Annotated in this window: 13 protein-coding genes and 1 pseudogene; 7 read left to right on the forward strand and 7 right to left on the reverse strand. The window is 60.0% G+C overall.

Features of this window, described 5'->3' with window-relative positions:
- Nucleotides 1-729 precede the first annotated feature (729 nt).
- The 5 genes and pseudogenes from B9Z01_RS36960 to B9Z01_RS31830 all read left to right on the forward strand — a co-directional run.
- Nucleotides 730-887: pseudogene (locus B9Z01_RS36960) on the forward strand (integrase); the annotation flags it as partial.
- 343 nt (nucleotides 888-1,230) lie between these two features.
- Nucleotides 1,231-1,992, forward strand: a complete 762-nt coding sequence (locus B9Z01_RS31815) for an RNase A-like domain-containing protein (RefSeq protein WP_085489524.1) — start codon at nucleotides 1,231-1,233, stop codon at nucleotides 1,990-1,992.
- Nucleotides 1,993-2,001: 9 nt separating this feature from the next.
- Nucleotides 2,002-2,292 carry a contact-dependent growth inhibition system immunity protein gene (locus B9Z01_RS31820; RefSeq protein WP_085489525.1) on the forward strand — a complete coding sequence of 97 codons (291 nt, stop codon included), beginning with the start codon at nucleotides 2,002-2,004 and terminating at the stop codon, nucleotides 2,290-2,292.
- A 470-nt stretch (nucleotides 2,293-2,762) separates the two neighbouring features.
- The gene (locus tag B9Z01_RS31825) at nucleotides 2,763-3,599 is read left to right on the forward strand and encodes an RNase A-like domain-containing protein (protein ID WP_085489526.1); all 837 of its coding nucleotides are present in this window, start codon (nucleotides 2,763-2,765) and stop codon (nucleotides 3,597-3,599) included.
- Entirely contained in the window at nucleotides 3,599-3,889 is a 291-nt protein-coding gene (locus B9Z01_RS31830) for a contact-dependent growth inhibition system immunity protein (protein WP_244196205.1), read from the forward strand. The genes B9Z01_RS31825 and B9Z01_RS31830 overlap by 1 nt, the downstream gene beginning before the upstream one ends.
- Before the next feature lie 299 nt (nucleotides 3,890-4,188).
- Here the strand turns inward: B9Z01_RS31830 and B9Z01_RS35215 are convergent, their stop codons facing one another.
- Nucleotides 4,189-4,398, reverse strand: coding sequence for a hypothetical protein (locus B9Z01_RS35215; protein WP_143809120.1), 210 nt, complete (start codon nucleotides 4,396-4,398; stop codon nucleotides 4,189-4,191).
- A 51-nt stretch (nucleotides 4,399-4,449) separates the two neighbouring features.
- Nucleotides 4,450-5,874 carry an aldehyde dehydrogenase family protein gene (locus B9Z01_RS31840; RefSeq protein WP_085489529.1) on the reverse strand — a complete coding sequence of 475 codons (1,425 nt, stop codon included), beginning with the start codon at nucleotides 5,872-5,874 and terminating at the stop codon, nucleotides 4,450-4,452.
- A gap of 103 nt (nucleotides 5,875-5,977) precedes the next feature.
- Between B9Z01_RS31840 and B9Z01_RS31845 the strand changes: the two genes are divergently transcribed.
- A complete protein-coding gene (locus B9Z01_RS31845) occupies nucleotides 5,978-6,880 on the forward strand; it encodes a LysR family transcriptional regulator (protein ID WP_085489530.1) in 903 nt (300 codons plus the stop codon).
- Between the two features lie 155 nt (nucleotides 6,881-7,035).
- On the opposite strand, the gene B9Z01_RS31850 is transcribed toward B9Z01_RS31845, so the two are convergent.
- The 5 genes from B9Z01_RS31850 to B9Z01_RS31870 all read right to left on the reverse strand — a co-directional run bounded on the left by B9Z01_RS31850 (nucleotide 7,036) and on the right by B9Z01_RS31870 (nucleotide 10,859).
- Entirely contained in the window at nucleotides 7,036-7,239 is a 204-nt protein-coding gene (locus tag B9Z01_RS31850) for a hypothetical protein (RefSeq protein WP_244196206.1), read from the reverse strand.
- 162 nt (nucleotides 7,240-7,401) lie between these two features.
- Nucleotides 7,402-7,773, reverse strand: a complete 372-nt coding sequence (locus tag B9Z01_RS31855; protein WP_085489532.1) for a hypothetical protein — start codon at nucleotides 7,771-7,773, stop codon at nucleotides 7,402-7,404.
- 13 nt (nucleotides 7,774-7,786) lie between these two features.
- Nucleotides 7,787-8,677 (reverse strand): hypothetical protein, encoded by an 891-nt coding sequence (locus B9Z01_RS31860; protein ID WP_085489533.1) that lies wholly within the window; start codon nucleotides 8,675-8,677, stop codon nucleotides 7,787-7,789.
- A 167-nt stretch (nucleotides 8,678-8,844) separates the two neighbouring features.
- A complete protein-coding gene (locus B9Z01_RS31865) occupies nucleotides 8,845-9,240 on the reverse strand; it encodes a hypothetical protein (RefSeq protein ID WP_085489534.1) in 396 nt (131 codons plus the stop codon).
- A gap of 233 nt (nucleotides 9,241-9,473) precedes the next feature.
- Nucleotides 9,474-10,859: an amino acid permease gene (locus B9Z01_RS31870; RefSeq protein ID WP_085489535.1), complete on the reverse strand. Its 1,386-nt coding sequence runs from the start codon at nucleotides 10,857-10,859 to the stop codon at nucleotides 9,474-9,476.
- 243 nt (nucleotides 10,860-11,102) lie between these two features.
- Between B9Z01_RS31870 and B9Z01_RS31875 the strand changes: the two genes are divergently transcribed.
- A complete protein-coding gene (locus B9Z01_RS31875; protein WP_085489536.1) occupies nucleotides 11,103-12,074 on the forward strand; it encodes an alpha/beta fold hydrolase in 972 nt (323 codons plus the stop codon).
- The last annotated feature ends 83 nt before the right edge of the window (nucleotides 12,075-12,157 follow it).

A 12,157-nucleotide genomic window follows, 5' to 3' on the forward strand; every position in this document is an offset into this window, starting at 1 on the left:
GGCGGACGAAGCTGCCGTTCGCAAGCGCAGTCGCAGGCCGGCAGGGGGGCGTGTTTCCCAAAGCCGCTAGTGCTCTGCTTTTCAGACTATCGGCGGTCACTATGCACTGCGTCTTCAACGCGACCAATCTTCACGTTACACAAACGACAGCCTGCATGCATTGAGCACTGTCGGCAGGTGTGCGTCGCACCCGCGACCGCCCTTTTCAATCAAGGAAATCGTCGCATACGGCCAAATTGGTCCCAAGCGAAGTCTCGACTTGAGACATATGCGAACCGACCAAGAGCGTGTCAATAAACTAGCAGCCACGCCCGGTGGTATTTTTCGATTCCGGCCCTGGGCACCAAATACCCTCCAACCGATTTCAACAGTTCACGACACAACCCCACCAGATAACGCTGAGCGGGTTTTCTGTTTTCTATAGCCTCTAATGGTTCATCACCGATAACAACCCCCATTAGGGGTTCGTTCGCGGGTTCGCGTGCACCGAGCGCGCAGCGGCCAGAAAGCGCCCTTCGCAGTAGCGCAAAGCGGAAGGAGCAAATATGGCGCTGTCCGACGTCACGCTCCGTAACGCCAGGCCGGGAGAAAAATAGCAGAAGCTATATGACGGCGGCGGCCCCCTGCTTGTCACGCCATCGGGCAGCAAGCGATGGATTTTCAGGTACCACTTCGCCGGAAAGGAAAAGAGCCTTGCGCTCGCGTGGATGGAGGAACGCGGCCAGTTAGATCAGCCGCGTATTCCGCCATGCGATCAAGGAAGGCTATTGCAAGGCGATCCAGCACGCGATCTCGTCAGCGCGATACCGCCCGCGCGGGCAACGCATTTCGCCTCGATCACCGAACCCGCCAAGGTCGGCGAGATGTCACGGGCCTTCGATGCTTTTCTGGCTTGACCAGATCAAGGCTGGGGCCGGAGTTATTCCGATCACGACCGGACGGTAGCCTAACGGCCCGCGGCGGGGCAGTCTGCCTGGAAGCGCCGCTCGATAATGGAAGCATAGGCAAAACACGTCTGCACACCGGCCTGACTGCGCAAAAAACATTGATCTGTGGGACAGAACCGGCACTAACCCGCCCGTCCATACGCACCAAGGCGTGCATTCGAGCGTGAACATATATTGACTTTTGTTGACATAGCGAAAGCCCAAAATCATCCATCGCCCATTCCGTGCCCCTGTGTTCGCCGGCTAGGTTAGCTGCTTCCCAACAGCTACAGAGGATTGCGAAATGTCGTATCAACAGGATTCGGACGGCGTGCGTGTCGTGCTCAGCGCTCCCCAATTGGCGGCGGTGCTGACCCGCCAGTCGATCAGCCGGTCGGAGATGGCGTCCAACTGGCTCTGGGGCGGCCTTCAGATCGTCGGCGGCGTGCTGGAGATGGTCGGAGCCGCCGCGCTTTGTGTGCTGCCGGACCCGACGATGGCCAGCAAGGCAGGGTGCATTGTATTTGGCGTGCACGGCTCGGATACGGCGGCGGCCGGCCTGCGGCAGGTCTGGACGGGACAGGACACGGCTACGCTGACGCTGCGGGGAACGGCGAAGCTGGCCGAAGCGATGAAGGTCAGCCCCGACATGGCGAACAATATCGGTCTGTCGCTCGATATCGCTGTGTCGGTGGGCGTTGCCGGGTCGATCAAGGCGGTACGGGCATCCGAGATCACGATGGGCCGGATCAAGCTGATGGATCACGAAGCGAAGGCCCTTAATCCAAAGCTTGGAGGACACACCATCCTGAAGCACGTTGAAAAGGACGAAACATGGCTCAGGAACCGTCTGAAACACGAACCGAAAAGAACAACTGTTTCGTCGTTCAGGAGCATCGAATCTGCAGAGTGGGCGATTTCAGAGGTCATGCAGCACAACGCGTCTCGCATCCAAGCATGGACACAATCTACGGCACGATCCAAACCACTTGAACTAACACGAGACGTGGGATATGAGACCTATAACGGTATGCCGTACTATGTTATGACGGCATCCCTATTCTGAGATTTAACGATGGATCATTCTGAATATCCTGAGCTTAACCAACTGTTCGGGGTCTATCTGAATCAGGACTTTGACATATGGGGCGATACCATTCCTGCCATCGTTGCCTGCTACAAAAGAGATAGCCCGCTCGCTGACCATAAGCTAATGCTCGCGGAAATCGACAGGTTCCAGAGGAGTCACCCGCATGATCTGGACATCGCGTTCGATAAAACGTACGGGCATGAATTTTCTCCCGAGCCGTGGGGCCACACTACGGCCTCATTTTTTGACGAACTGAGACGCCTTCTGAGCGAGTAGTCCGCTTATCACTGCGCCAGGACGGTTCCATGTCGTCCGGTTCATCCACGCGCGGCGATGTTCGCATTTGCCCTAAGACATATCCATGATTGTTCGCACCCGAACTTGCACGTACTGAAATCACTCGGCCCAGAACGGATGCGAACCCGACAACGCGAACACCCTCACGCACCCTAGCTACCCGATATTCGCGTGTCTTCGCGCCCGCATTGCGAATGCCCTCGGGAAGAACCCGCGCCGTCGGCCTTCGGTTCAGCGACCCTCACCGCAACCTTCTGCGCCCCCTGTGTGGCGCGCTGGACCGCTCGTGCCATCTGCTTGCGCCGGTGTATCACGGCGTGAATTCCAGCGTGAGCATGTATTGACTTTTGTTGACATAGCGAAAGCCCAAAATCATCCATCGCCCATTCCGTGTCCCTGTATTCGCCTGCTAGGTTAACTGCTCCCCGACAGCTACAGAGGATTACGAAATGTTGTATCAACAGGATTCGGACGGCATGCGTGTCGTGCTCAGCGCTCCCCAATTGGCGGCGGTGCTGACCCGCCAGTCGATCAGCCGGTCGGAGATGGCGTCCAACAGGCTCTGGGGTGGCCTTCAGGTCGTCGGCGGCGTGCTGGAGATGGCCGGAGCCGCCGCGCTTTGTGTGCTGCCGGACCCGACGATGGCCAGCAAGGCAGGGCGCATTGCATTTGGCGTGCACGGCTCGGATACGGCGGCGGCCGGCTTTCGGCAGGTATGGACGGGACAGGACACGGCTACTCTGACGCTGCGGGGAACGGCGAAGCTGGCCGAAGCGATGAAGGTCAGCCCCGACATGGCGAACAATATCGGCCTCTCGCTCGATATCGTCGTGCCGTTCGGCTTCGCTGGCTCAATCAAGGCTGCGCGCGCCGCCAGCGTGACGATGGGCCGGATCAATCTGCAAATGCACGAGGCGAAAGCGCTCAACCCAAGGCTCGGAGGGCACACGATAGAGAAGCATGTAGGGAGGACCGCAGAGCAGTTACGGGAGAGGCTGCGCCTGGAACCCAAAAGAGACGTGGTATCGTCGTTTCGAGATTTACCGGCGGCGGAATGGGCGATCTCCAGGGTGATGGAGTCCAACACGCTGCAAATCAGGAGTTGGGCTCAATCAGAATCGAAGCGACCTCTGGTCCTAATTCAGGATGTCGAACGAAAAGTGGGCTATGGAGTTATTCGAGCAAGCGGGGAATTAAAGGACATGAGTACGATTCGGATTGTCATTAAACTTGAAGAATACAATGGAATGCCATATTACGTTTTGACGTCTTATCTACTGAAATGATGAACGAAGAATCATATCCCCAGTTCTACGTCCTTTTCGGGGGATATCTCAACCAGGACAGCGATCTTTGGGGTGATACCCTGGAGGAAGTTGTATCTTGCTTCAAGAGAGACAGTTCTCCTCAGGAGATTGCAGACATGTTATGTGAAATAGACAAATTCGAACAAGAAGCAGGTGAAAATCTTGATGAAAAATTCTATGCTGCATACGGATTTGATTTCAATCCAATTTTATGGGGCTACACAACCGCTTCGTTTTTTGACGAGTTGAGAGGTCTTTTGCGCGACTAACCGGCTTGTCGCTGCACCCGGACGGTTCCACATTCCGTCCGGAGCATCCACTCGTGGCGATATTCGCATTTGCCACAACACATCTGCATGATGGTTCGCATTGTTCGCACCCGAAACCTGTACACGCTGAAATCAGTCGGCCCGGAACGGATGCAAACCCGACAATGCGAACACCTTCATAGACCCTTAGCTACCCGATATTCGCGTGTCTTCGCGCCCGCCTTGTGAACACTCGTAGGAAGGACCCGCGCGCCGTCGATCTTCGGTTCAGCGACCTTCGCTGCCACCTTCTGCGCCCCCTATGCGGCATGAAGGTCAGAAACTATCGGCAGAACTTGCGCCGAGTCACCGCTAAAGCCATGCTCGGCCAAAGCATGATCGTCGGCGAAGGCATCACCGAACAGGATGCTTCGCCGGTAGCTGCAAGGAAGATAGTGGACCAGCCAATCAGTTCCTGACACCGATGCGGCAAGACCTGAAAGCGGTGTTGAAAAAACGCGATGTGCCATAGCCGCATGCCGCGACTGATCACATGGAGCCAATGGCACCGACGTCCGCGCTCACCCCTGTCCCATCAACAAGGTCTTGGGCTCCAGATACGCATTCATCCCCCACCTGCCCATTTCGCGCCCAAGCCCCGAATGCTTGAAGCCGCCGAACGGCGCACGCGGCTCATGGGCCAGCGTATTCACGAGCACGCGGCCTGAGTCGATCCGGCGTGCCACGCGCTCGCAACGGTCAAGGTCCTGGCCGAGCACCAGGGCGCTCAAGCCATAGCGCGTATCGTTTGCAATGGTGATGGCATCGGCCTCGTCGTCGTAAGGGATGATGGTCAGCACGGGTCCGAAGATTTCTTCGCGCGCAATGCGCATCTGGTTGGTGGCGTCGGTGAATACGGTGGGCTTCACGAACCAGCCCGCCTGTAGACCATCGGGCCGGCCTTCGCCACCCGCCAGCAGCCGCGCGCCTTCCTCCACGCCGATGCGAATGTAGTTCTGCACGCGCTCCCACTGTTTGGCGCTCACCATCGGACCGATGGCGGTGTCGGTATCGCGCGGATCACCGGACTTGATGTGAGGGACGGCCTCCTGGACAGCCTGCTCGAACTCGGCGAGCCGGTGGCGCGGCACGAGGATGCGCGTGCCTGCAATGCACGCCTGGCCGCTGTTGGCAAAGCCAGCCTGCAGCACGAACGGCATGATGGCCGCAAAGTCCGCGTCGTCCAGCACTACGGTGGGCGACTTGCCACCCAGCTCCAGCGTCACACGCTTCATGGTCGCGGCACCCGCGCTCACCAGATGCTGGCCCACGGCGGACGAGCCGGTGAACGAGATCTTGGCGATATCGGGATGATGCGCAATTTCTTCACCGACCACCTCGCCCCGACCATTGACGATGTTGAACACGCCGGGCGGCAAGCCCGCCTCGTGCAAGGCTTCGATCACGATCTGCGTTTGCATCGCGCTCATCTCGCTGGGCTTGATAACGGCGGTGCAGCCCGCTGCCAGCGCGGTAGCGAGCTTGTTGCAGATGAAACCGGCGTTGCTGTTCCAGGGCGTGATCAGGCCGGCCACGCCGACGGGCGTCAGAACCACGCGCGCGGTGCCCACCTGCTCCTCGAAGGCGAACGCTTCAAGCGTGTCGATAGCCTGAGCAATGACATCGGCCGGATAGGTCGCCATCCAGCGCCCGCGGACCAAAGGCGCGCCGTACTCCATGACGATGGCTTCCATCAACTGGTCCTCGCGTGCGGCAACGGCCTTGTGCATGCGCCTGAGCGCGGCGAGGCGCTCCTCGCGCGTGGTGCATGACCAGGCTGGCAACGCTGCCTTGGCCGCCGCGATGGCGCGCTGCGCGTCCTGCGCGTCGCCCAGGCGAACCTGGCCGATGACTTCCTCGGTGCTGGGATTGTGAAGATCGAACCATTCCTCGCCGTGCGGCGTGACGAATTCGCCGTTGATATAGATGTGTTCAATGCGTTGCATGACAGTTCCTTTGGGGTCGCTATGCCATGCAGTCTAGAGAGGGTTTATTGTTCTGATAAGCTGTCTTTTCTATGATGAGGCATCCGGAAAATCAGGACAATTCATGCACCGCACAGGAATCACCGAACTGGAAGTGGTTCTGGCCGTCGCGCGCCGCAGCAGCTTTCGCGGTGCGGCGCTGGAACTGGGCATGTCCACCACAGCCGTGAGCAGTGCCGTGGCCGGACTGGAAGCGCGCCTGAAGGTGCGGTTGTTCAACCGCTCAACGCGCAGCGTGGCGTTAACCGACGCTGGGCAGCGCTATGTGGAGCGCATCGCGCCCGCGCTCGCCGAAATCAAAAGCGCCGGCGAAGAAGCCAGCACCGGCCCCGACACGCCCAGCGGCACGTTGCGCATCAATGCTCCGCACGGTGCGGCATTCCTGCTGCTTGACCCGCTCTTCAGCCTGTATGCACAGCGCTACCCCGAGGTGCGTATCGACATCGTGAGCGAGTCACGCATGATCGATATCGTCGCCGAAGGTTTTGATGCGGGCATCCGCCTGGCCGAATCGGTGCCGCAGGACATGATCGCCGTGCCGCTCTCGCATGACATCCGCATGCTCGTCGTGGCCACGCCCGAGTATCTCAAGCGCCACGGCACGCCGAGGCATCCGCGCGACCTGCTCAAGCACCAGAGCATCGGCATGCGCATGTCGCACGGCGGCATCTATCACTGGGAACTGGAGCGCAACGGTCAGAAGCTGCAGATGGATCTGCCCGTGCGTATGGCGCTCAACGAGCTGCCCGCGATCAAGCAGGCGGTACTGCTGGGGCTGGGCATCGGCTTCATCACCGAATGGCTCATCACGCAAGAACTGAAGTCCGGTGCGCTGAAGCCCGTGCTGGTTCCATGGTGCCCGTCGTTTGGCGGACTGAGGCTCTACTACTCGAGCCACCGCTTCGTACCGGCGCGGTTACGCGCGCTCATCAACCTGATTCATGAGCTACGTTTGGCGCGAGGTTGATGTGGATTTTCGCGGCATGAGAGCTGTCTTCGCCACGCCTGACCGATTCCGGTCCGGTGCGAGCCGATTTGGCAGTCTTGCAGGAATGCCAGGCAATACGCGGCGGCGATAGACCTTGCACGCACCCTCAAGAAGGCGCGTTGCTGACGCGCCCACTACTCAGTGGGTGGTTTCATCGGCGTCCAGTTCATCTGTTCAGCCGTTGTGATCTGAAGCCGCTCGCGAAGCTCGGGATTGGCATAGCCTTGAAGCAACATCATCATTCCGTCGAGTTGACGTGCATCCTCATTCGTGATCGGCTGGTCCGAATGTTCCTGCGCTTCAGGCGGTACAGGCATCGACATTGCATGATCGAGCACGGTCTGAACCTTCGATCGAAGTACATTGCACACTTTGATCTGGTCTGTCTCTTCGTCGTAGAAAACAATGCTTGCTCGTTGCGGTTTTGTCGTAGTCGTCAAAATTTTCGATGACCCACAAAAAATCGACTCACGAGAGTCGGCCTCCCGTTTTCCAGCACCCTAAACAGATGGTTCTGGTTCTACTTCAAGAGAATCAAACTCTATAAGCAATTCAGCGCCTAGTGTGGCCTGGACAAACGCAATGTTTTTCAACGGCTTCCCTTTCCCCCAGGAATAAGATTTGTCCAGCAAGGCGAGTCCCTTCCGGTACTCGTCCGAGTTGAAATCGGTCAGCACCTTGATTGAGTACATGATGTTCTGTATCAGAAAATCGTTGGCCCAACATCGGGTAGCCCCGCCAAACGACAGCCGTACCCGGTCTTTCTTGTTGTCGAACATAAGGTGAAGTTCGACAACCTGTTTATCCACGTCTGCTGCTATGCCGAGCAGATACCAGTCGTGAAACGATTCGTATTGTTCGATAATTTTCATCTTGATCCATCCATCAGGGGTTCCAGGGACTGAAAGGTACAACCATGTCCCCACCGTCTCTCGCGCTGCCATTCCAGTTATGCGCGTGCGGTTTCATGCCATTGTGAAAATGGTCGAAATCCAGGTCTACAACGGGTTTTCCATCATCACCAAAGAGCCGCATCTGACCGCTGCCCGGATTCGTGTACCACGTACCAGGCTCGCCATCGTTCGGCGTTTTGGCAATGTCGAATGAGTCACCATCAGGTATATTCGTCTGGTACTCGAACGACTGCGCGTCGCCAAGCAGCGTTGAGGTGCCCCCATCGTCGGCCAAGCCGCTACCATCTGCGCTATCCGCGTTCGCGCCGCGGTCACCGGCCAACGCACCAGCGCCAGTCGCATCGAGCAGACTGCCGCCGCTGCCGCGAGGCATGGCCGCGCGCGCAGCGACCAACCGGCCTTGCCGGATGGCCGGATCATACTGGCCGGACAGCCTGGGTTTGCCGTTCGGGAGATAGACTGCGCTCGCCGGAAGAGTCCTCAACGGCGTGCTGTGAGGTCGTGGAAACAGGTCAGCACGAGGGCCTTTGATGGCAAGCAGCGAGCCCCTGCGCACCTCGGAGAGAAGCGCATTGATAACCCACCAGCCATCGGTGTCGGGGTTGCGGTCCCGAACACCACGCAACCACAGCCAGCCACGCTTCTGGATACTCCTGACCAGATTCCCGTCCTTCTCCCACTCGCGACGGTTCAGTCCGGCAATACCGAGAAATTCCCGGGTATCTGCTTTGGCCTTCCCGAGGTCGGCGGCCTTTCTCAGGCACACCTTGTAGTGCTGTTCATCGCAGATAACATAACGGGCGCCCAGTGGTCTCTGACAGCACAGTTCCACGGAGCACATCTCAAATACAGTCAGGGACATAGGTGTGTCGACGATCTATCTGAAGCCGCTGCCCGGATCGGCAGCGATCAGAATAAATACCGTGCGACAGGTTGTCCGTACATGGGCGACGGCCCAAAAATCTCCGTTGCCTTCGATGATGCACAAAAAAGCCGACTTGTGAGAGTCGGCTAGAACTGCATCTGTGGCTACACAGTAATCTCCATGCCCTCGCACAGAATGACGATTTCCGCGCCGACCGACGGCTCGACGACAAACAGAAAAAGTGCCCCTTGCGAAAGCGCTCTTTCAATTTCGGTTGCTTTGGCATCGGCGAGGGACGCCTTGTAATCGTGCTGACTGTGCGCCCATTGCAGATAGTCTCGAACCTCGTCCGCTGAGAACACGCGCGACGTTGAAACGAGCACACGCGACACGACGTTCTGCAAACCGAAGTCATTGACGCGAAACGCCCTCACACCAGAGAACGTCAGATGAATATCGTCACCACTCGTCTGCTGAAAGTCGAGTTGCACGCTCTTGCGAGTACGCGAATAGGCAATAGTGCCAATCTCCGCGTCGTGATAGATGGGGTTCGTGCTCATAGGTGTCTTTGCCTGTCACCACAAGTCGAACCCCTACCGCCTAACGACGCCATGGGGCTCCTCATCGATTTACAGGATCAGCTTCGGCAGAGAGGATGGAAACCATTTCGAGCAACACAAAGCCAGCCTATCGAAGACACGCCGGCCACGCGGGACGAGATTCGGAAGTGCTTCGCTCCGACGAACTATCCGCAAGCCGGCAACGAGTATCAAGTCTCCGCACACCACTCCACTCAACGCCCCGCCATCTCCACCCCGCGCCGCGCATGCTCGCGCCGGCGTTTGATCACATACCCGATCCACATCAGCACGAGCCACGCCGGCACGAGCCAGACGGATACCGACAGACCCGGCGTCATCGCGAGAATCACGAGAATCAACGCCATGAACGCGAGGCAGATCCAGTTGCTGACCGGGAACCAGAACGAACGGAACACGAGCGTTTCGCCCGCGGCCATCATCGCCTTGCGCGACTTCAGATGCGTGAGACTGATGAGCGCCCAGTTCAGCACGAGCGCGGCGACCACGAGCGCCATCAGCAGACCGAGCGCTTCGGCCGGAATCACGTAGTTGATAATCACGCACGCGAACGTCGCGAGCGCCGACAAACCGATCGCCATGTACGGCACACCGCGCCGGTCGACCTTCAGCAGCGCGCGCGGCGCATTGCCCTGCTCGGCGAGACCGTAGAGCATGCGGCTATTCGCGTACACGCCGCTGTTGTACACCGAGAGCGCCGCGGTCAGCACCACCACGTTGAGCACGTTCGCGGTCAGCGTCGAGCCGATCTGCGAGAAGATCATCACGAACGGGCTGCCGCCCGCCGCCACCTCGTTCCACGGATACAGCGACAGCAGCACCGCGAGCGAGCAGATGTAGAAAATCAGAATCCGCAGGATCACCTGGTTGACGGCCTTCGGAATGCTCTTGCGCGGCTCGGCGGCCTCGGCAGCCGTAATGCCGATCAGCTCCAGCCCGCCGAACGAAAACATGATGACCGCCAGCATCGAGAAGAGCCCGTGAAAGCCGTGCGGGAAAAAGCCGCCGTGGCTCCACAGATTCGCGACCGTCGCCTGCGGACCGCCGCGTCCGCTCGCGAGCAGATAAGCGCCGAACACGATCATGCCGATCACCGCCACGACCTTGATGATCGCGAACCAGAACTCGGTTTCGCCGTAGGCCTTCACGTTGGCGAGATTGATCGCGTTGATCGCCGCGAAGCAGACGAGCGCCGACACCCAGGCCGGCACGCCCGGCCACCAGAAATGCACATAAGTGCCGACCGCAGTCAGCTCGGCCATGCTCACGAGCACGTAGAGCACCCAGTAATTCCAGCCCGACAGGAAGCCCGGGAAGTCGCCCCAGTACTTGTACGCGAAGTGGCTGAACGAGCCGGCGACCGGTTCCTGCGCGACCATCTCGCCGAGCTGGCGCATGATCATGAAGGCAATCACGCCGCCGATCGCGTAGCCGAGAATCATCGACGGACCGGCCGCCTGCAACACGCTCGCGGAGCCGAGAAAGAGACCCGTGCCGATCGCGCCGCCGAGCGCGATCAACTGGATGTGGCGATTCTTGAGCCCGCGCTTCAGGCCCTCTTGCTGCTGTGCACTATTCATTGCGCCCTGCTGTATGGAGATCGCTGTATGTAGACCGCTGGGTAAAGTACCCAGCCTTACCCAGCCGGACGTGGTGGTTCGGCCCGGCAAAACCCATAATTTTATCCCGGCCGATAATCCTCCGACATTCGGAGCAACCCGCGTTGGTTCTCCGCCGCACCTAAGCGCGAGGATTGTGATTGTCACCACAGTGGGGCTTCGGTATGTTGCCGTAGTCGACCTCTCAGCCTGCGGAGACTCAGCATGTTGCCCAAACGTCTGCTTTGCGCCGCCGTTTTGTGTCTCTGCTTCGCGGGCGCGGGCGCGCTCGCCCAGACAACGCCTGCGGTTCCATCGGCTGAAACGCCGCCGGCCGGATCGCAGTCCGGCGACGAGCCTGCCACCCAGCCGGCCGAGGAAGCGAGCGCGCCGCAGGCGCCTGCTCCCGCGCCCGCCATGCAGGCGCCCCCAGCGGCCACCGCCGCTCCCACTGCCGCCGCCTCGGCTCCGAACACGCCCCCCGCCATGCCGCTCGCCGGCCCCGTGCGCAACATCGTGCTCGTGCACGGCGCTTTCGTCGACGGTTCGAGCTGGAACGGCGTCGTCGCGAAGCTCCAGCAGAAGGGCTATCACGTGAGCTCAGTGCAGAACCCGCTCACCTCGCTCGCCGACGACGTCGCCGCGACCCGCCGCGTGCTCGCGCGCGAGGACGGTCCGGTGCTGCTGGTCGGGCACTCGTGGGGCGGCGTCGTCATCACCGAGGTCGCGGCGAATGCGCCGAACGTCGCCGGGCTCGTGTATGTCGCCGCGCTCGCGCCGGAGCTGCACGAATCGGCGGTGGACGTGATGAAGCACGCGGCGCCGATGCCGGCGGGTCAGAACATCAGCGCGGACGCCAACGGCTTTTTGTGGCTCGATCGCGCGCACTATCGCGCCGACCTCGCGGCCGACGTGCCCGAAACCGTCACGCGCGTACTCGCCGCCGCGCAGGTGCCGATCGCGGCGAAAGCGTTCAACGAACCGGTCGATCAGGTCGGCTGGAAAGAGAAACCGTCGTGGTACGTGCTGACGACGAAGGACCGCGCGGTATCGCCGGCGCTGCAGAAGCAGATGGCCGAGCGAATCGGCGCGAAGGTCGTGCCGGTCGCGTCGAGCCACCTCGCGCCGGTGTCGCACGCGGGCGCGGTAGCCGATGCGATCGATCGCGCCGCGCGCGAGTTGAGCCGGCAGCAGTAGACACAGCCGGCTCGTGCGTACCCGGGAACGACGGTGGGCCGCGCCGAGACGCGTGGCTGGCGGCGGATGGACGGCTCCCGTCG

This window comes from Paraburkholderia susongensis (assembly GCF_900177725.1).
Lineage (GTDB): Bacteria > Pseudomonadota > Gammaproteobacteria > Burkholderiales > Burkholderiaceae > Paraburkholderia > Paraburkholderia susongensis.

Coding starts and splice junctions, on each gene's coding strand:
- B9Z01_RS31860 (WP_085489533.1), bottom strand. CDS start 8,677: ATGTCCCTGACTGTATTTGAGATGTGCTCCGTGGAACTGTGCTGTCAG.
- B9Z01_RS31875 (WP_085489536.1), top strand. CDS start 11,103: ATGTTGCCCAAACGTCTGCTTTGCGCCGCCGTTTTGTGTCTCTGCTTC.
- B9Z01_RS31865 (WP_085489534.1), bottom strand. CDS start 9,240: ATGAGCACGAACCCCATCTATCACGACGCGGAGATTGGCACTATTGCC.
- B9Z01_RS35215 (WP_143809120.1), bottom strand. CDS start 4,398: ATGGCACATCGCGTTTTTTCAACACCGCTTTCAGGTCTTGCCGCATCG.
- B9Z01_RS31830 (WP_244196205.1), top strand. CDS start 3,599: ATGAACGAAGAATCATATCCCCAGTTCTACGTCCTTTTCGGGGGATAT.
- B9Z01_RS31815 (WP_085489524.1), top strand. CDS start 1,231: ATGTCGTATCAACAGGATTCGGACGGCGTGCGTGTCGTGCTCAGCGCT.
- B9Z01_RS31870 (WP_085489535.1), bottom strand. CDS start 10,859: ATGAATAGTGCACAGCAGCAAGAGGGCCTGAAGCGCGGGCTCAAGAAT.
- B9Z01_RS31820 (WP_085489525.1), top strand. CDS start 2,002: ATGGATCATTCTGAATATCCTGAGCTTAACCAACTGTTCGGGGTCTAT.
- B9Z01_RS31840 (WP_085489529.1), bottom strand. CDS start 5,874: ATGCAACGCATTGAACACATCTATATCAACGGCGAATTCGTCACGCCG.
- B9Z01_RS31855 (WP_085489532.1), bottom strand. CDS start 7,773: ATGAAAATTATCGAACAATACGAATCGTTTCACGACTGGTATCTGCTC.
- B9Z01_RS31845 (WP_085489530.1), top strand. CDS start 5,978: ATGCACCGCACAGGAATCACCGAACTGGAAGTGGTTCTGGCCGTCGCG.
- B9Z01_RS31825 (WP_085489526.1), top strand. CDS start 2,763: ATGTTGTATCAACAGGATTCGGACGGCATGCGTGTCGTGCTCAGCGCT.